The 18,976-nt window shown below is 48.9% G+C and carries 16 protein-coding genes; 8 read left to right on the top strand and 8 right to left on the bottom strand.

Features of this window, described 5'->3' with window-relative positions; translation table 11 throughout:
- The first annotated feature begins 1 nt into the window (after position 1).
- The 6 genes from lpoB to LVQ77_RS05140 all read left to right on the top strand — a co-directional run bounded on the left by lpoB (position 2) and on the right by LVQ77_RS05140 (position 5,317).
- On the top strand, positions 2–598 hold the full coding sequence (gene lpoB / locus LVQ77_RS05165; protein ID WP_232903945.1) for a penicillin-binding protein activator LpoB: 597 nt from the start codon (positions 2–4) through the stop codon (positions 596–598).
- Entirely contained in the window at positions 576–1,406 is an 831-nt protein-coding gene (gene thiK / locus LVQ77_RS05160; RefSeq protein WP_232903862.1) for a thiamine kinase, read from the top strand. The genes lpoB and thiK overlap by 23 nt, the downstream gene beginning before the upstream one ends.
- A 15-nt stretch (positions 1,407–1,421) precedes the next feature.
- The gene (nagZ, locus tag LVQ77_RS05155) at positions 1,422–2,447 is read left to right on the top strand and encodes a beta-N-acetylhexosaminidase (RefSeq protein WP_232903861.1); all 1,026 of its coding nucleotides are present in this window, start codon (positions 1,422–1,424) and stop codon (positions 2,445–2,447) included.
- A gap of 46 nt (positions 2,448–2,493) precedes the next feature.
- A complete protein-coding gene (gene ycfP / locus LVQ77_RS05150) occupies positions 2,494–3,036 on the top strand; it encodes an alpha/beta hydrolase YcfP (RefSeq protein ID WP_034494636.1) in 543 nt (180 codons plus the stop codon).
- 225 nt (positions 3,037–3,261) lie between these two features.
- Positions 3,262–4,566 (top strand): NAD(P)/FAD-dependent oxidoreductase, encoded by a 1,305-nt coding sequence (locus LVQ77_RS05145; RefSeq protein ID WP_232903860.1) that lies wholly within the window; start codon positions 3,262–3,264, stop codon positions 4,564–4,566.
- A gap of 214 nt (positions 4,567–4,780) precedes the next feature.
- Complete coding sequence (locus LVQ77_RS05140; RefSeq protein ID WP_151995512.1) at positions 4,781–5,317, top strand: glycine zipper 2TM domain-containing protein; 537 nt, start codon at positions 4,781–4,783, stop codon at positions 5,315–5,317.
- Between the two features lie 69 nt (positions 5,318–5,386).
- Here LVQ77_RS05140 and LVQ77_RS05135 read toward each other — a convergent pair whose 3' ends face one another.
- From LVQ77_RS05135 to LVQ77_RS05120, 4 genes are all read right to left on the bottom strand, one after another.
- Positions 5,387–6,541 (bottom strand): MFS transporter, encoded by a 1,155-nt coding sequence (locus LVQ77_RS05135; protein WP_232903859.1) that lies wholly within the window; start codon positions 6,539–6,541, stop codon positions 5,387–5,389.
- 78 nt (positions 6,542–6,619) lie between these two features.
- Complete coding sequence (locus LVQ77_RS05130; protein WP_064517944.1) at positions 6,620–7,222, bottom strand: TetR/AcrR family transcriptional regulator; 603 nt, start codon at positions 7,220–7,222, stop codon at positions 6,620–6,622.
- A gap of 133 nt (positions 7,223–7,355) precedes the next feature.
- Positions 7,356–8,384, bottom strand: a complete 1,029-nt coding sequence (locus LVQ77_RS05125) for a Gfo/Idh/MocA family oxidoreductase (RefSeq protein ID WP_232903858.1) — start codon at positions 8,382–8,384, stop codon at positions 7,356–7,358.
- Between the two features lie 139 nt (positions 8,385–8,523).
- On the bottom strand, positions 8,524–10,713 hold the full coding sequence (locus tag LVQ77_RS05120) for a TonB-dependent siderophore receptor (RefSeq protein ID WP_232903944.1): 2,190 nt from the start codon (positions 10,711–10,713) through the stop codon (positions 8,524–8,526).
- A gap of 193 nt (positions 10,714–10,906) precedes the next feature.
- Here LVQ77_RS05120 and LVQ77_RS05115 point away from each other — a divergent pair, with 193 nt between their 5' ends.
- Entirely contained in the window at positions 10,907–11,800 is an 894-nt protein-coding gene (locus LVQ77_RS05115; RefSeq protein WP_232903857.1) for a siderophore-interacting protein, read from the top strand.
- Positions 11,801–11,829: 29 nt separating this feature from the next.
- Here the strand turns inward: LVQ77_RS05115 and LVQ77_RS05110 are convergent, their stop codons facing one another.
- Positions 11,830–12,462 carry a TetR/AcrR family transcriptional regulator gene (locus LVQ77_RS05110; RefSeq protein ID WP_232865523.1) on the bottom strand — a complete coding sequence of 211 codons (633 nt, stop codon included), beginning with the start codon at positions 12,460–12,462 and terminating at the stop codon, positions 11,830–11,832.
- A 248-nt stretch (positions 12,463–12,710) separates the two neighbouring features.
- Between LVQ77_RS05110 and bhsA the strand changes: the two genes are divergently transcribed.
- Complete coding sequence (gene bhsA / locus LVQ77_RS05105) at positions 12,711–12,968, top strand: multiple stress resistance protein BhsA (protein ID WP_232865522.1); 258 nt, start codon at positions 12,711–12,713, stop codon at positions 12,966–12,968.
- Positions 12,969–13,068: 100 nt separating this feature from the next.
- Here the strand turns inward: bhsA and ldtC are convergent, their stop codons facing one another.
- From ldtC to LVQ77_RS05090, 3 genes are all read right to left on the bottom strand, one after another.
- Complete coding sequence (gene ldtC, locus LVQ77_RS05100) at positions 13,069–14,010, bottom strand: L,D-transpeptidase LdtC (RefSeq protein ID WP_232865521.1); 942 nt, start codon at positions 14,008–14,010, stop codon at positions 13,069–13,071.
- A 207-nt stretch (positions 14,011–14,217) separates the two neighbouring features.
- Entirely contained in the window at positions 14,218–17,664 is a 3,447-nt protein-coding gene (mfd, locus tag LVQ77_RS05095; RefSeq protein WP_232903943.1) for a transcription-repair coupling factor, read from the bottom strand.
- Between the two features lie 135 nt (positions 17,665–17,799).
- Complete coding sequence (locus tag LVQ77_RS05090; RefSeq protein WP_232903856.1) at positions 17,800–18,873, bottom strand: acyltransferase family protein; 1,074 nt, start codon at positions 18,871–18,873, stop codon at positions 17,800–17,802.
- Positions 18,874–18,976: the final 103 nt, after the last annotated feature.

The following is an 18,976-nucleotide window of genomic DNA, read 5'->3' as shown; positions in this document are numbered from 1 at the left end:
GATGATTTTATCCGGGTGTATTAACCGTGGTGAAGCGCCTGCACCTGTGGAAGAAGTAAAACCTGTTCCGCAGCAACCAGTAGAGCCGCAACCAACTGTTCCAACAGTGCCAACTGTACCCACTCAGCCAGGCCCGATTGAACAACCACAGCCAACCATTCCTGCGACACCAAAAGTGCGCAGCTACGATTGGGGCAGCACCATGCAGCCGATGGTTGGAAAAATGCTGCAAGCCGATGGTGTGACAGCTGGTGGAGTCTTACTGGTGGACAGCGTAAATAACCACACTAATGGTTCACTGCAAACCAGCAAAGCGACAGAAGCACTACGTGGTGCGCTGGAAAACAATGCCAAATTTACCCTTGTTTCAGCACAACAGCTTTCGCTGGCGAAACAGCAATTAGGGCTATCACCGCAAGACAGTCTTGGATCGCGCAGTAAAGCGATTGGCATTGCCCGTAATGTTGGCGCGCAATACGTGCTCTACAGCAACGCCAGCGGTAATGTGAACGACCCAACGCTGAAAATGCAGTTGATGTTGGTACAAACTGGCGAAATTATCTGGTCAGGAAGCGGTGCTGTACAACAAACTCAATAATTCGACACTGCAATGTGTGATTGAGAAATACCTTCCGGCGGCTCAGGCCGCCGGTTGCTTTTCTCATCTTCAGGGATTAAGCGGCGGCAGTCTGCATTTCACCCTTGGTAGGAAAGAGTATGTTGCCCGGCATCAGCTTGCGGCGCCAATGCCTGGGGTTTCTCTCAGCAGACAATATCGGGCACTGAGGCGTATTCCTACCGGAATAGGGCCTCGGCCCGTTTGTCTGGCAGAAGGCTGGCTTATTGTTGAATGGCTGAATGGGGAGGTGAAATCGGAACTCCCCTCACTGCAAGCGCTCACTTCGTTGCTGTATGATTTGCATCGTCAACACTGTTTTGGCTGGCGAATCAGTCTGTTGCCATTGCTTGAGCATTATTGGAAAAACGCCGCATCAGAACGAAGAAGTTTGCTCTGGTTGCGGTTGTTGAAACAAATGAAGCGGCAGGGTGAGCCGAAGCCACTGCGTCTGGCACCACTGCATATGGATGTGCATGCCGGAAATCTGGTAAATCAGCCGGACGGTATCAAGCTTATCGACTGGGAATATGCCGGTGATGGGGATGTGGCACTAGAGTTGGCGGCAATCACGCTGGCTAGTAATGTTGATAGTGAGCGGTTGCTTCATGCTTACGCGCAGTTAAGCCATATTCCGCCAGAGGCGTTAGCCCGACAGGTCGCACGTTGGCAACCTTGGGTCATCATGCTGATGGCATCCTGGTATGAATGCCGTTGGTCGCAAACGCAGGATAGAACATTTATAACTCTTGCAGACGAGGCCTGGAGCCAGCTGCAGGATAAGAATTGATAAAGAGAGGTTGATGTGGGTCCGGTAATGTTAGATGTGGCAGGCTTTGAGCTGGATGCCGAAGAGCGTGAAATTCTAAAACACCCACTGGTCGGTGGGCTGATTCTGTTTACCCGCAACTATCACGATCCCGAGCAACTGCGTGAATTGGTGCGTCAAATCCGCGAGGCTTCCCGCAATCGTCTGGTGGTTGCCGTTGATCAGGAAGGTGGACGTGTTCAGCGGTTCCGTGAAGGTTTTACCCTTCTACCGGCGGCTCAATCTTTTGCTGCGTTACATGGGCTTGAGCAGGGCGGCAAACTGGCTCAGGAAGCAGGCTGGTTGATGGCGAGCGAGATGATCGCTATGGATATCGACATCAGCTTCGCGCCAGTGCTGGATATTGGCCATATCAGCGCGGCCATTGGCGAGCGTTCGTATCATGAAGATCCGCGCAAAGCATTGGCTATGGCGACACGTTTTATTGATGGCATGCATGCTGCAGGCATGAAAACTACCGGCAAACACTTTCCGGGGCATGGTGCGGTTACTGCCGACTCACATAAAGAAACGCCGCGCGACCCGCGCGATGAAGCGCTTATCCGTGAGCACGACATGCAGATTTTCCGTACGCTTATCACCGAAAACAAACTTGATGCCATTATGCCTGCACACGTTATCTACACTGATGTTGACCCACTTCCGGCGAGTGGTTCCCCACACTGGCTGAAAACCGTGTTACGTGGTGAGCTTGGCTTTAATGGCGTTATCTTCTCTGACGACTTGTCGATGGAAGGGGCGGCGATTATGGGCAGCTATGCGGAACGTGGCCAGGCGTCACTGAATGCAGGTTGCGATATGATCCTGGTCTGCAATAATCGTAATGGTGCAGTGAGCGTGTTAGATAACCTGTCTCCGGTCAAAGCAGAGCGTGTTACAGGTTTGTATCATAAAGGTTCATTTACCCGTCAGGAGCTGATGTCATCAGCGCGCTGGAAGGCAGCAAACCAGCAACTTGAGGCGCTGCATGAGCAGTGGCAAGCCCACAAGGCGGGTCTTTAACTCCTCAGGCCAGAAGGCCTGAATTCGTGTGGTGAGGATGGATGTAATGATTATCTATTTACACGGTTTCGACTCTAACAGTCCTGGTAACCATGAAAAGGTTTTGCAACTCCAGTTTATCGACCCGGACGTGCGGCTTATCAGCTACAGCACGCGGCATCCGAAACACGACATGCAGCATCTACTCAAAGAAGTCGACAAGATGCTGCAACTGAGTGCCGATGAGCGCCCACTGATTTGTGGCGTAGGGCTTGGCGGTTTCTGGGCGGAACGCATCGGTTTCTTGTGCGATATTCGTCAAGTGATCTTTAACCCGAATTTGTTCCCGCAAGAGAACATGGAAGGGAAAATAGACCGTCCTGAAGAGTACACCGACATTTCGACTAAGTGCGTGCAAAACTTCCGCGAGAAAAATCGCGATCGTTGCCTGGCGATTTTGTCGCGTAATGACGAAGCGCTGGATAATGCCCGTGCCGCAGAATTACTGCATCATTATTATGAAATTGTATGGGATCAGGAACAGACCCATAAATTCAAAAATATCTCACCACATTTGCAACGTATAAAAGCTTTCAAAACCCTCGGCTAACCGGGGCTTAAAGGCGTGAAAATGAAAGGGTCAGCCATGTGCTGGCCCTTTTTGTTTATCTTTTCGGCATAAAAATTTGATGCACATCAATTTTGGTATGACCAATACACCATCCATGTTATTCTTTGGTCACATTAGTGAGTTTGTTTAGGTAACTTGTTGTTAATTAAATGCTATTTACATAACCTTTAATTAACAATTGGTTAATATTTTAAGGGGGTCACTTTGACTACGCCATTAAGAAAGATTGTCATTGTCGGTGGTGGTGCTGGCGGACTTGAACTGGCCACTCAGTTAGGTAAAAAACTGGGTCGTGGAAAGAAAGCGAAGGTTACGCTTATCGACCGTAACCACAGCCATTTATGGAAACCGCTGCTGCACGAAGTGGCAACTGGTTCACTGGATGAAGGTGTGGACGCGCTTAGCTATCTGGCTCATGCCCGTAACCATCACTTCCAGTTCCAGCTTGGTTCAGTGGTTGATATCAACCGTGAAAGCAAAACGCTGACGCTGTCAGAACTGCGTGACGACAAAGGCGAGTTGCTGGTTCCTGAACGCAAAATCCCTTACGACACGCTGGTGATGGCGCTGGGTAGTACTTCCAACGACTTCAACACGCCGGGCGTGAAAGATAACTGTATCTTCCTCGATAACCCGCATCAGGCGCGTCGTTTCCACTCTGAAATGCTGAATTTGTTCCTCAAGTATTCTGCAAATCTGGGTGCCAGTGGCAAAGTGAATATTGCTATCGTGGGTGGCGGGGCAACCGGTGTTGAGCTGTCTGCCGAACTGCATAACGCAGTGAAACAGCTGCATAGCTACGGCTACAAAGGCCTGACGAACGAAGCGCTAAATGTAACGCTGGTGGAAGCTGGTGAACGTATTCTGCCTGCGCTGCCACCACGTATTTCAGCAGCAGCTCACAGCGAGCTGACTAAACTGGGCGTGCGTGTTCTGACGCAAACCATGGTGACTTCTGCGGATGCTGGTGGACTCAATACCAAAGATGGTGAATATAGCGCAGCAGATCTGATGGTTTGGGCTGCAGGTATCAAAGCACCAGACTTTATGAAAGATATCGGTGGTCTTGAGACTAACCGTATCAATCAACTGGTGACTGAGCCTACTCTGCAAACCACCCGCGACCCTGATATTTTCGCGATTGGTGACTGTGCATCCTGCGCACGTCCTGAAGGCGGCTTTGTGCCTCCACGGGCACAAGCGGCCCACCAGATGGCCTCATTGGTTCTGACCAATATTCTGGCGCAGATGAAAGATAAACCGCTGAAGTCCTATGTTTATAAGGATCACGGTTCACTGGTGTCGCTGTCTAAGTTCTCAACTGTTGGCAGCCTGATGGGTAACCTGATGCGAGGCTCGATGATGGTAGAAGGGCGTATGGCACGTTTCGTCTATATCTCGCTTTACCGTATGCATCAGGTCGCACTGCATGGCTACTTCAAAACTGGCTTGATGATGCTGGTAGGTAGTATTAACCGCGTGATTCGTCCGCGCCTGAAACTGCACTAATCGCGATTAAGATTGATATTCAAACCCGGCCTTGAGCCGGGTTTTTTTATACATGGCAGTATAAAAATCCATAAATGAACATTTCATGCTTAGGATTTCTCTCAAACACATAGTTTCAGCCTATGAATCCGCATTTTTCATCCGTTGTCTGATTTGTGGAAAGCCTCCTTTGGCTGCAAAATTGTAAGCAATTGCACAATCAGGAGGATGTCCTGTGAATAAATCAATGTTAGCGGGTATAGGTATCGGTGTGGCCGCAGCACTGGGTGTGGCAGCGGTTGCCAGCATGAATGTTTTTGACCGTGGCCCTCAGTACGCACAGGTGGTGTCAGCGACACCAATTAAGGAAACAGTAAAAACACCACGCCAGGAATGCCGTAACGTTACCACCACTCATCGGCGTCCGGTTCAGGATGAAAACCGTCTGCTCGGTTCCGCGTTGGGTGCGGTTGCTGGCGGCGTGATTGGCCATCAGTTTGGTGGCGGCCGTGGTAAAGATGTTGCAACGGTGGCCGGTGCATTAGGTGGTGGTTACGCAGGTAACCAGGTTCAGGGCGCAATGCAAGACCGCGACACCTACACAACTAGCCAGCAGAAATGCAAAACCGTCTATGACAAATCAGAGAAAATGATCGGTTATGATGTAACTTATCGCATTGGCGATCAGCAGGGCAAAATCCGTATGGATAAAGACCCTGGTACGCAGATTCCGCTCAATGACAATGGCCAGTTAGTTTTAAACAAAATCTAACTGTTTTAAATTGATCGCTAAACGCCCGGTTCATTAATGAACCGGGCGTTTTAGTTACGATTCAGTAGATTAATTCCATCCCTGTTTTCCACGGCGTGCATAAGGTAAAACAGACAATAAAGCCAGAAGAGCTAATATCAGACCAATCCATAAAGCTGAACGTAATCCATACCCAGATGAAATAGCCATTCCACCTAAATAAGAACCGCCACCCAAACCAATATTAATTACCGAAGTATGAACCGCATTTACCATCGGACCTGGATGAGCCACACTAACAATACGTGCCATCATAGCCGGATTCATAGGAACACCAGATAAACCGATAAATATGACTGCCACAATTGCAATCGATTGATATTGTGCGAATAAGGCCATGCCTAATAATGAAATGCTTAAAACAATTAACCCGACAACCATAATGGCTAAGCTATGACGATATGCCAGCCTTCCGGTTATCATATTACCCACAATATTCGCCAGCCCATAGAGCATCAGAATAAAGGGAACTGTCTGCATATTAAAATCAGACACATCAACCAATACGGGTACGAAATAACTAAAGGCTGCGAAACTGGCACCTAAAATTAAGCAGCTTGTGGTACAGGCTTTCCAGTAAGCTTTGTTTTTAAAGGCTTTGATTTCTTCTGCCATTTTGATGGTACTACCGCCAGCCATAGGCGGTAGTAAACGCACTAATGCGCACAGGCATATGAAGACAAGAATGGCGACTAATCCAAAGCTCATTCGCCAGCCCCATTGCTGATCAATGATAGTCGCAAGCGGGACGCCAAAAACGTTAGATACCATAAAGCCAGCGATGACGATTGAAGCCGCGCGTGGACGGCTCTCCACTGGCACGAGTGCCATGCTTGTTGCCAAAGACAGACTCAAACAACCCGCGCACAAAATACCTGTCACAATTCGTATTACGACCAGAACATTGTAATCCGAGACAAACGCACTGAATCCTTGAACGATAACATACAGCCCTAATAGCCATAATAATGTTGTTCTATAGGGAGCTTTAAATTTTAGAAAAACGTAGGTTAATATTGGGCCGCCCAGCATCACGCCAAAAGCATAATAAGAGATGAGATGCCCGACTTCACCCACCGTAATATCGAATGCTTCTGATAGGGTAGACATCATACCCGCGACCATTAATTCAGCAGTGCCAAGTGAAAAAATAGCCAATCCTAAAATATAAACAACTAACGGCATAATTTTTAATTTTCTCCATGTATTGGAATGATCGTTACAAAATGAAAGGTGAAAATAGATGAATGTTTTAGATGGTAATTACAAGTTGATTAACAGGCCAACGACGACATCTTCGAGGGTTTTTCTATCTGAAATATTTTTGCTTAGAACACGTAAACCATAGTAACCCGCCATAAAACCTCTGGCCATTTCTATAGCAGAAGCTTTATTGCTTAGTTCACCATTCTGTTGACCCTCGGAAAATACCAATACCAAAGTTTGTTCTAAACGCTGGCGATATTCCCTGTTCAGGTTGGCAACTGTTCCGTCTTTACTGCCTTGCTCCAGAGCAGAAAAAAGGACCATTGCATCATGTTGTTCTGGCTGCGAGAGATCTTCGGTAATACCCCAGAGCAGAAGGGTATGTAATCGTTCTTTCACCGGACCAGATTGTGTAAGAATTGCTAGCTGTGCCGACATTGTTTGCTCATGGCTACGCAACAAAGCTTGCTCATACAGAGCCTGCTTGCTACCAAAGGCATTATATAAGCTTCCCCGCCCTAATCCGGTGCCATTGCATAAATCTTGCGCAGAGGTGCCCGCGTAACCATGAGTACTAAAAACAGCTACAGCGGCATCAATGACATCCTTGTCTTCGAACGTTCTTGGACGACCAGGATAAGTTGGTTTTTCGACACTCATAGGGAAGGGTGACTCGAAATGAGTTGAAGCGGCATAGTATTGATTATGGAACGATCAGTCAAATATTTTCCACAAACAAATAGCCGGTCTCTGGCAATCCATAAAGTTGTTCTTTCGCTCCCTGAAAATCCCATCAATGTGTGCCGCGTAGCTGCTGTTGCAACTCCAGCAACGCAGTGACTTCTGCTATCCGGCGCTGAGTGTAGGCTGGTATTTCTTCAGGCGTGCGCAAGAACAGCCTTTGCTCGCCAAAGACGACATCATGTAAACAACGGTCGTAAAGCGGCCCTGCGAGGGTGTTACGCTCGGTTCCCGGTTCAGAAATCCGTTCAACTACCTCATTCAAACCTTGACGATCGATATTGATAATTTGCCCGTTATGAAGATGAATTCGCATCCCTTTTTGGCCGCCAGCAGGCCCGGCATATTTATTAAGATGGAGCGTAAAGGGAATGCCGCTCATCGTTCCGGTTAACAGCGCTTCACCTTCCGCGGTAGTGAAGTCACCCGCCGCAATTGCATTCCCCAGGCGGTCGCGTGCGTAATTGAGCTCCACCATGAGCTGGTCATTACCACCTAACTGATGAACAGTTTCACGCATCATGGCGAGAGTATGTGTGCCGATATCCACAATGACACCGTCAGGATGACGCAACTGGCGGGTGTCCGCTTCACCCGTTGCAAAGTTCAGGGCAATAGGTTCACCCGCGGCATTAAAACCACTTGGCTCCAGTAGAAAACCTTCGATGCACTTTATTTCATTGATTCTGTGAATGTGATTACAGGCTTGAGTACGAACCATCCAGTGATCCAAAGCCAGAACACGCGCGGCATTTTTTGGTTTCGCGAGCAGCTTTTTAAGTGTCTCAAGTTGTGCAAGTGTGGCAGCAACCGGTTTTTCTACCACAATCGCGGGCACATCACTTTGCAAGACTCGCTCAAGCACGGGAAGGTGATGCAGAGAAGAAGTCGTGATTAGCACCACGTCGAGCGGCATTGCTAAAAGTGCATCCAGGGAATCACAACGGGTAATGCCGTCAATCTGACGCGCTGGGTCAGCGTCATAACCGTAACATTCGAGCAAGGGGGGCGAGATGCGGCGTAGCGCCGGAAGATATGCTGTTTCGATGACTGAACCTAAACCGATTAAACCTGCCAACATAAGATAATCCTACCAAATATAAGCTGTACCTATCATTAGAGTCCCTATGTTTTAAATGACTACTGGGTTTTGGTCGAGAAGGATTTTGTGTAGGAGAGTAAAAAACAGGCTGGTTTTTAGCCAGCCTGTTGTGGTCAATTTAGAATTGCAGGGAGTAATTCACACCGTAAGTGCGCCCACGCCCTTTATATTCGTACAGCGAAGGGCTGCCGTAAGTTGGGCTGTAAAGCAATGGTGCGCGCTGGCCCCACACGGTGGTGTAGTCTTTATCCAGCAGGTTTTCGATGCTGAAGCTGAGTTTGCCTAACGGTAGAGCGTAGCTGCCAATAAAGTCGACGGTGTTATAACCATTGATCTTATTGTCGCTGGCATCGGTTAAATCAAAGGTCTGCTGGCTTTGAATGCGCAGGCTCCATGGATCTGGCGCCCAGCCAACATACGCGGTGGCTTTTGAAGGGCTTGCGTAAATCACGTCCCATTTCTGCCATTTGCCATCCACTTTAGTTTCGGACTTCAGCACGTTAAAGTTAACGCCGGTGCTCCAGTTCGAGTCTGGAATAAAGTAATCCACAGCACCTTCAACACCGTAAATACGACGCTTGTCATCTTCCACATTGATGGTCATATCTGCACGGTTGATGGAGATGGACTTGTCAGACAACGAGTAGTACGCCACAATTTGGCTGCGCAGGTTATCGCCGGTATAACGCCAACCCAGCTCATAAGAATCGACCTTGATCCCCTGAAGTTTTGACTGCCCGACATTCACGCTATTTACCAGTTGGTAATGGCCATTCACCAGTCGGTAAGTGCCATTACCGTAGTATTTGCCAGGGTCAGGAAGCTCCACTCCTTGCGAGAAGTTAAACCACGCTTGCTGGCGGTCAGTAATATGCATTAACAGACCGGCATTGAATAACGCATTGTCATAATCCGTACTGCCGCCAGGGATTGCGTCCGCAGACTGAGCGATGCCGTTTGCAATACCTTGTTGCTGAGTAAAGCCAACAAAATCATCGACTTTGTTCTCGGTCCACTGATAGCGCACGCCGCCGCTTACGGTAAATAGATCGTTGATGTCATAACTGCTTTGCAGGAACGGAGCGAGGTTAGTGATGGTGTAACCCGGATAACGACCGGTTGTGTAAATACTTTGGTTATTCATACCACCAGAAGCATTGGCTTTTGCGAGGTCAAAGAACATCTGGTTCGAGGTAAAGCTCTCGTGATCGGCATCGACGCCATAGGTAATCTGCCAGCCATCCAGCGGTTGGCTGGTCAGAGCCAGTTTCGCACCGTACTGATCGGTATCCTGCTGGGAGGCCGAGAAACTGGTTACGGCTCCACGCGTTAGCGTCGGGAAAGGATAGAAGGTCAGAGACTCATCACGATAGTAAATCTGCCCAACCACTTCCTGGCCGAGGAAGTCGCTGTTGGAGTACTGCAGGCTAATCAGATGGCGTTCGGTACCAGGAATGCGGTCAGAATTAAGATTGTCACTGACAAACGCTTTGCCATTACCGGTCACTGCGGAAAAGTTTTCACCCAGATTCAGCCCGTAATCATCGTCTCCCTGGCTCTTATAATATTGTGTCACCACCTGCAGTTGCTGGGTTTCATCAATGTTTATCGTGCCGGTACCCATCACATCCAGGCGGTCGGAATACTGTAAACCGGTTTGCGTGTTATCAAGCAAGGTCTGGTCGCCGTTACCATCAAACCAGCCACCAAATTTCTGATAAGCCACAGATAAACGGCCAGAGGCATTATCGTTACCGCCAGAAATGGCGCTGGCGACACGTTCATCATGATCTTTACTGCTGTTAAAACCAGACTTAATCCCAGTTTCAAATTCGACCTGAGTGTCAGGCTGGCCCTTTTTCGTCACGATATTAATCAGACCGCCAGTACTACCACCGCCATACAGCGAAGTTGCACCAGAGATAACTTCGATGTGTTCGATGTTAAAAGGGTCGATAGAGTCGAGTTGGCGGCTATCGGTACGGGAAGAGTTCAGACGAACGCCATCCACTAAAACCACGATAGAACGGCCACGCATGTTCATACCGTAATTGGTACGGCTTTGGCTGCTGACATCCAGACCGGGAATTAACTGTGCAAGTGCGTCTTTCAGCTCCTTGCCTCCCTGAATCTGTTGCTCAAGCTCGGTACCTTCAATAACCCAGGTGGTCTGCGCCATTTCAGCTACCGTACGGTGCATACGGTTCGCAGAAACCAGAATATTTTCTTCGGAAGTTTGCTGCGCGAAAGCCGGGGCCATCATCGCCAGAAGCAACGGGTTAAGCACCCAGCGTGCGTTGTTATGCATCATCATCATTCCTTGGATGGGGAAATATTAACATTTGAAAATGTTTTGAAATAAGAACGAGCTGAATTCTGCCGATAACAGTTCTCATTATCAATCTCAATTGATAGTATTTCTCAAATTAATCTTATGAATAATCATATGATTTCTGTGTGTTATTTATTTGTTGATGGCAAGCCCAGGCAAAGGAGTTGAAATGGCAGAGGTACAAAGCTACAGATTGTTTAATGTGCAGCTATTGCATAAATCACACGTTTCACCTTCGCTGTTGAGTCTGGTATTCGGCGGTCCGGATGTGGCAAACATGAAATGTGATTCACCCGACCAGCGAATCAAAATGTTGTTCCCGTCTGAAGATGGCTCAATTCCGAGCTTGCCAGAACATGGGCAGTGGTATTCGTTGCTGCAAGAATTACCCAAAGAAAAGCGGCCGATTGTGCGCACTTATACCTTGCGCCACGTTGACCGCGAGCGTCAGCAAGTGACGGTTGAATTCGTCAGTCACGGCACGGAAGGGCCTGCCTCCGCATGGGCGATTAGCTCGCAACCCGGTGAAAAAATACAAATTGTCGCACCGAATGCCGATTACCCGGCAGACAGCGGCGGTTATGAATGGACGCCACCTGCGGGTTTGCGCCAGGGGTTAATTATTGCTGATGAAACTGCAATGCCTGCGGCGCGAGGCATACTTGAACTTCTGTCGAAACAGCAAGATCCGCCAGAAATTCAGGCGTTTTTTGAAGTCCCGGAGCAGGGGGATTGCGTGGATTTAAGTGAATTTGGTTTTGCGAAAATTCATTGGTTGCCGCGAAAGGCTGTCAACGCAAGGCATGGGGAGTGCTTACTCAAGGCGGTGAGTGAATGTGCCAAACTCCCTACAGCTGCGGGGATTACAGAAACAGTTAATGAAGAAGCTGAAGGTGAACTGTTGTGGGATAAAGCCACAACGGCCAGTAACGCTTTTTACGGCTGGGTTGCGGCGGAATCATCGGTTGTGAAAATGCTGCGCCGTTACTTAATTGGAGAATGCGGTGTGAGCCATGACGCTATCAACTTTATGGCCTACTGGAGCAAAGGGCGAGAGCGTTAATACAAAAAGGGCGGCAAAGCCGCCCATGGTTAGATTTTCTTTAGTTCCGGCAACAATCGTAGTGTGGTTTTCACGATCTGCATCAGCTCTTCATAGCTGGCATTTTCGATTGCACTGATCGACATCCCCTGAATGATACAACAGAGATATTTCGCCAGATTGCGTACGCTTGTGGTTGCCGGAATTTCACCTTTTTGCTGTCGCTGCTCAAGGAAGTGAACCAGAGTTGCTTCCTGCATCGACTGACGCATTTTTATCATCGCGGAGATATCTTCCGAAGAGACGGCCAGCACCGCAGAGGTACATATCATAAAGCAGCCTGATGGTGTCTCTTTGTCAGTAAACATCTCTGCCAGCAAAGAGAGATAATCTTCCAGGGTCTGTTCCAGAGTACGATCTTCGCAATAAAGGCAAGTCTCACGCTGCTGCGTTACTCGTGCGATATAGCGATCTAATACTGCCTTGAACATACCTTCTTTGTTGGTGAACTCTGCATAAAGCGTTGGCGCTTTTGCACCTGTTGCTTCAACTAAATGTGCCATAGAGGTGGCTTCGTAGCCGTGTTTCCAGAACAAAGCCATGGCCTTGTCAAGTGCAGCTTCCCTATCAAACACCTTCGGTCGGCCACGGCTTTTTTTAATGCAACTAGTGTCAGTGGACATGGGAACCGTTTAACCTTTGTCTGTTTAGTGAACGATCATTATAAAAATAATATCATGTAGGAGCCAGAGGCTTTAGGTATAAAAATAAATTAATTCTATCTTTATGAAAAATAGTGTTTTTATAAAATAATTAACGATCATTATAAAAATTATTTGACCGTGATTCAGATCACGTTTAATATTTACTTATCGAACGTTAAGTAAATAGATTTAACGGTCTTCCAAATAATCTGCTCAAGGTAAATAACATGAAAAACGTAAAAACTCTGATCGTTGCTGCTGTTCTTAGCTCCCTGTCTTTTGCAAGTTTTGCGGCTGTTGAAGTTCAGGCGACGCCAACCGGTCAACAGAAAGTCGGCACAATCACCGCAACTGCGGGGACAAACCTGGGGTCGCTGGAAGATCAACTGGCTGAGAAAGCCGATCAAATGGGTGCCAGCTCATTCCGTATTACTTCAGTTACCGGCCCGAACACTTTGCACGGTACTGCGGTAATTTATAAATAAGCATTCCCTTCATACTTCAAGTTGCAGCGGTGTTGGTTGCGCCCAGTTCAATAAAAAAGGCCCTGCTAACAAAAGCAGGGCCTTTTTCTATTCGAAGAAATTATATTTCGTTGGTTGCAACGGTATGAGCATTTACTTCAATTGGCATGCCCGAGCGGTGTTGCATCGCCTGTTCCATAACTGTCGCATCAGTTTCAGGTGCGGCCTGGAACTGTTTCATTTGTTCAGTCAGCGTAATCGGCAGCACTTGAGGATCATCATTAATATTTTTCGACAGTGGCTGATGCACCTCAACTAAACGTCTGCCATCTGGCTCGATGGACGTTTTAATCGCGGTATTAATAATGCGAACGGGCGTTCCGACAGGCATATCTTTGTACAGCGCTTTAATATCGTCATCACGCAGACGAATACAGCCCGAGCTGACACGCATACCAATGCCGAAATCTGCGTTAGTTCCGTGCAGCAGATAAACACCGCCAAAGGCTGCGAGACGAATCGCATGGTGACCCATTGGGTTCTCCGGCCCGGCAGGAACAACAGCTGGAAGCTTGATGCCATTTGCCAGGTAACGAGCGCGAATATTTGCAGTTGGAGTCCAGGTTGGATTGGCTCGTTTATCTGAAACACTGGTCACCATCGTTGGCGTTACCGTATCACCGCCAAGTTGGCCGATACCAATCGGATAAACCGTCACGCTGTTCTTTCCTTTGGGATAATAGTAAACGCGTAGCTCGGCAAGATTGAGAACCAGCCCTTCACGTGGCGCATCCGGCAATATCATTTGGCTCGGAATGGTCAAAACACTGCCCGCACGGGGAACATAGGGATCCACACCAGGGTTGGCCTGTAATAAAGCAAGGAAGCCAACATTGTATTTTTTTGCGATAGCCTCAAGTGAACCACCGTCATCTTTTACCTCATGGAAAAAGTTCTGACCGATAAGACGGCTGCCTTCTGCTGGCAGAGGATAAGAGTTGGCATTCGCGTTAAAAGCGGTGAATGCTGCGCTAAGCAGCATAATCGACGCCAGCCAACGCATAGCGCGTGCCTTGCGAGATGATAAAACGCTCAAAGAGGTAATCACGATAAACCCTATAAGTATTATGGTTAATGTTATAAAAAAGTTAATCGATGATTATGGCAGGGGGGGATGTCGGGAAATCCTGGCGGATTGAAAGGATGTGTAAATGTTACGATTAAATGGGGGATGGCGGGTAAGCGCAAGCGCTACCCGCCATCATGAGAACTACGCTACAGCGTTCTGCGCCAACTGATGCATAAAGTTACGTACCCAGTCCATACGCGCTTTACGATCTGCGAGGTCTTCAATAAATTTGAGTCGGGTTGGCCCATCCAGACGGTAATGTTGCGGCTGTTTTTGCAGCAAACCAATCAACCAAACCGGGTCAACGTGGTTTTTCTCAGCAAACTCAATCACACCACCTTTATCATGGCCTTCAATCTTACGTACGCCGAGTTTTTGTGCCTGCTGGCGCAATGCCGCAATATCCAGCAGATTACGAGCGGCATCCGGCAACAGGCCAAAACGGTCAATCAATTCCACTTTTAATTCATCAAGCTCATGCGCCGTTTTGGCACTGGCAATGCGCTTATAGAACGACAGACGGGTGTTGACGTCCGGGATGAAATCATCCGGCAACAACGCGGGCATACGCAGTTCAACTTCGGTTTGGCTACTGGTCAAATCCTCAAGTGACGGCTCGCGACCCTCTTTAAGCGCATCGACGGCGTTTTCCAGCATCTCCATGTACAGCGAGAACCCGATAGATTCCATCGAACCACTCTGGCCTTCGCCAAGTAATTCACCCGCACCGCGAATTTCAAGATCGTGAGTCGCCAGCGCAAAGCCCGCACCCAGGTCTTCTAGCGATGCGATAGCTTCCAGGCGTTTCTGCGCATCGGTGGTCATTGCTTTCGGATGTGGCGTCAGAAGCCATGCATAAGCCTGGTGATGCGAACGCCCGACGCGGCCACGCAACTGGTGTAACTGTGCAAGACCGAAATGGTCTGCGCGTTCAATAATGATGGTATTCGCAGTCGGAATATCGATACCCGTTTCGATGATCGTGGTACACACCAGCACGTTAAACCGCTGGTGGTGGAAGTCGTTCATCACTCGTTCCAGCTCGCGCTCGCGCATTTGGCCGTGGCCGATAGTAATACGTGCTTCCGGTACAAGCTCGGCGAGGCGATCTGCTGCTTTCTGGATGTTTTCTACATCGTTATAGAGATAGTAGACCTGGCCACCACGCAGCACTTCACGCAAGATTGCTTCGCGAACCACCAGACTGTCGTACTCGCGAACGAAGGTTTTAACTGCCAGTCGGCGTGCCGGAGGCGTTGCGATAATCGACAAATCGCGCATTCCGCTCATTGCCATATTCAGCGTACGTGGAATTGGTGTGGCAGTTAGCGTCAGGATATCGACATCGGCACGCATGGCTTTGATGCGCTCTTTATGACGCACACCAAAGCGGTGTTCTTCGTCGACAATCAGCAGGCCGAGATCTTTCATCTTCACGTCATTCTGCAATAGCTTATGCGTACCGATCAGAATATCGACTTTCCCTTCTCGTGCTTCTTCGAGGATTTGCGCCTGCTCTTTAGCCGTACGGAAACGTGACAGCATTTCAATGCGCACTGGCCAGTTGGCGAAGCGGTCACGGAAGTTGTCGAGATGCTGCTGGGCAAGCAGGGTGGTTGGCACCAGCACCGCAACTTGCTTATGGTTTTCAACCGCAAGGAATGCGGCGCGCATGGCGACTTCGGTTTTACCAAAGCCCACGTCACCACATACCAGTCGGTCCATCGCCAGCGGCTGGCACATATCACTTAATACCGCATTGATGGCTTGTGCCTGATCTGGCGTGGTTTCAAATGGGAAGGCATCGCAGAACAACTGATACTGTACGCGGTCATGCTTAAAGGCAAAGCCCTGTTTTGCGGCACGCTGGGCATAAATATCGAGTAATTCTGCCGCCACATCACGCACTTTCTCGGCGGCTTTTTGGCGCGCACGGGACCAGGCATCACTGCCGAGTTTATGCAGTGGCGCGTTTTCTTCGGCACCGCCTGCATAGCGGCTAATCAAATGTAGCGACGAAACCGGCACGTACAGTTTTGCATCGCCATGATAGGTTAGCATCAAATATTCAGCTGTTATGCCACCCGCTTCAAGGGTAGTTAAACCGGCATATCGGCCAACGCCATGTTCAAGATGCACGACCGGTTGCCCGGTACGCAGCTCTGCGAGGTTACGAATCAACGTATCCGGGTTAATGGTGCGACGGCTGTCCTGACGTCGACGACTAACGCGCTCGCCCAGCAGATCGCTTTCACAAATCAACGCGCGGTTGCGCAGCGTGTCGATAAAACCATGCTCACTGGAGCCAAGCATTAAGTAGCGGCCTTTATCCGTCACTTCATCGAGACGGTAAATACGTTTTGGTGCCACTTTAATGCGAGCTAACAGCTCGCCCAATGCTTCGCGGCGGCCTTCGCTTTCTACGGAAAACACTACCGGCCCGGCGAAAGACTCAAGAAATTTACGCAGGTTATCGAGCGGCGCTTTTTGCTGCGCCTGAACAGAAAGATCCGGCAGGGCGCGATAACCCAGATTGGTAAACGCGGCTTTATCGGCCAGAGAGTCGGTTATTAGCTGGATTCGCGGCCAGGCTTTTAACTCGCTGAAGAGTTCATCAACGCGCAGCCACAGACTTTCCGGTGGCAGCAGAGGGCGCATTGGATCAACACCACGGTTTTCGAAGCGGGCGAACGTATCCTGCCAGAAGCGCTCGGCACTGCTTTCAATATCGCCGGTGTTTATCAGCAAGGTATTTTTCGGGAAATAGCTGAACAGCGGCGGTAGTGGCTCGCTAAAGAACAGCGGCTGCCAGTATTCAATCCCTGCCGGGAGCATGCCTTTACTGACTTGCTGGTAAATATGCTCAGGCTCGCGCTTCACGTCAAACTTGTCGCGCCATTGGCTACGGAACAGCTCAATAGCCGTTTTATCGGTCGGGAATTCGTGAGCAGGGAGTAAGTTGATGGCATCAACTTCCTGGAGTGTGCGCTGTGTATCGACATCAAACACACGCAGGCTGTCGATTTCATCATCGAAAAAGTCGATGCGATAAGGCTGCTCACTGCCCATCGGGTACAAATCTAGCAATGCACCACGGGTAGCAAATTCGCCGTGTTCCATGACTTGATCAACGCTGCGGTAACCTGCCTGTTCTAATTGGCTACGTAGGTTATCACGCGATAAACGTTGACCTTTTTTCATCACCAGCGCGTGGCCATGCAAATAACTATGCGGGCAAACGCGTTGCATCAAGGTGTTGACTGGCAATATCAGCACGCCGCGCTGCATGGTTGGCAATTGATACAGCGTGGATAAACGCGAAGAGATGATTTCCTGATGCGGTGAAAAACTGTCGTACGGCAGCGTTTCCCAGTCGGCAAGATTCACCACCAGGCTATCCGTAAACTGGCTAATTTCGTCATGCAGACGCAGGGCATTCTGCATATCAGGGGCAATCAGTACCACAGGCCCACTATGGCGCTCGACGATCTCGGCAACTTCGGTCGCACAAGCTGAACCGGTGAGTTCTCCAAGCTGGCGCTGATCGCCAGCTTTAACAGGTAAGGAATAGCGATAATTTTCAGACATGGTGGACGTCAGCATCTCTCAGGTTGCGCCGTGTTTACCCTTCATCTATCAAGCTGCAGGGTATTGATAAGCACTCGAAAACAATGTTGTTTATTATCCGCGATCGTTTTGTATTAGCAACCCAATCGAGACCGCTTAACGTATGCCAGCCGCGTACGCCATTTTAGCCGGAGGAGTAAAAAGCATATCGCCCCATAGCGCGCGTGATAATTTCCTGAATCCCAAACCTATTAGAGTGCAGGTTGCCAGGCTGACAAACGGGTACACCAGTAAAACGACGATCAGCAGGTTATCGGAGATTCTGTCTGCGTTAATTTGCCCGATCATAAACAAACTCAACGCTTCGATGATGATGCGGTGGGTGGTGTAAATAGCGATGGTGTTTGAACCAACAATATTCAGAAATGCATCGGAACGGCTCTCGCGCCAACTATCCAGAATATAAAACAGCTTCATGATGACAAAAATCGACACCACGGAAATCACTACAGGGATATTCACCAGATACAGCGCCACGCAGAGCAGAGCGACTGCCGTACACAGCAACGGATGTCGGCGGAAATGGGTCGTTTTCATCCACGTCATCAATTGTGGGCCGAACCATGCGCCCAAACCGTAATAACACATATTGCGCACCACGCTGTTCATGCCCCACCACGGTAACGGCATAAAGCTGATTGCCACGTTTACTCCAAGCAGCATGATGATGACCGGAACTTTATAGCGACGCAGGCTTTTGAATATCGCGAAATAGATTATCAGCGCATAGAGATACCAAAGGCTGGTGCTGGCTTTTGCCATGCTGGTGGCAAATTGCCACAGGGTTTCCGAGTATGCAGCATTAGACGTGGGGTTGCGTACCAGGTCGGGGGCAAGCCACTGGTTGATAAGCGAAATCCCCAACCATTGCAAAACCCCCCATAGAACCAGGACATAGAAAATATTCCAGATGCGCTTATCCACGCAGTCACGCCATTTCACCGACTCGATATAGCGAGTGATCAAAAAGCCAGAAATAAAGAAGAACACTGGCATACGAAAAGGTGCCAGATAGAGATTCAGGTAGATCCAACTTTTCGCAATGTATTCAGGCAGACCAGCTTCGAGTTGCGTTAAATGCGGGTAAAAGGTGATCACCGAGTGATAGATAACGACAAGGCAGATACATAGCCCCTTGATATGGTTGATCCACAGTTGTTTGTTTTTCATGCGCGGGCTTAATCTTCTGTTGGCCTGTATTTGCTTTCAGGGTGGAAGATCGTCGGGCATTTTTTTACCTGATTTGTCTGTTTTTGTAAGAATCAGGAACAAT

The organism is Buttiauxella cochleicola (assembly GCF_021282435.1).
GTDB classification, from domain to species: domain Bacteria; phylum Pseudomonadota; class Gammaproteobacteria; order Enterobacterales; family Enterobacteriaceae; genus Buttiauxella; species Buttiauxella massiliensis.
This window is presented reverse-complemented; position numbering and strand designations above follow the sequence as displayed.